At 49.5% G+C, this 459-nt stretch carries 1 protein-coding gene; it reads right to left on the bottom strand.

The window, feature by feature from the left end; all coding sequences use genetic code 11:
* Window positions 1-68 precede the first annotated feature (68 nt).
* Window positions 69-459: hypothetical protein (locus tag ACTHTY_RS11835; protein WP_440367822.1), on the bottom strand; the 391-nt coding region annotated here is incomplete at its 5' end.

The following is a 459-nucleotide window of genomic DNA, read 5'->3' as shown; positions in this document are numbered from 1 at the left end:
ACCACCAACACCACAACAAAACACACCACCCTCGCACAAAACCAGACAAACGCCCCAATTGCCCACATTCACAAATCCCCCCCCCCAACAAAACCCTCGGTAAAAACACACACGGCAACCCCAGCCTTGGCAAACCGCACACAACAAAACACCACCAAACAAAAGCCAACCAATAACAACGCCCACCCAAACAAAACCACCCCCAAACAACCCCACACAACCCCCCCCCCCACCCCACCACCCACCCACAAAAACAAACCAAAACCACCCCCAACCAGACTACACACAACAGCAAGACACACACAGACAATGCTGCCAACGACACCAAAAAAACAACTTCCACCACCACACCGCAAGGCCGCACAAACAGATAAAAAATACAACCAACAACGCGCACAAAACCAAAAAAAACAGACAACGAACAAACACCAACCAAAACAACCAAACACAACACAAACA

It is taken from the genome of Neisseria sp. P0019.S002 (genome assembly GCF_051957155.1).
GTDB lineage: Bacteria > Pseudomonadota > Gammaproteobacteria > Burkholderiales > Neisseriaceae > Neisseria > Neisseria perflava.
This window is presented reverse-complemented; position numbering and strand designations above follow the sequence as displayed.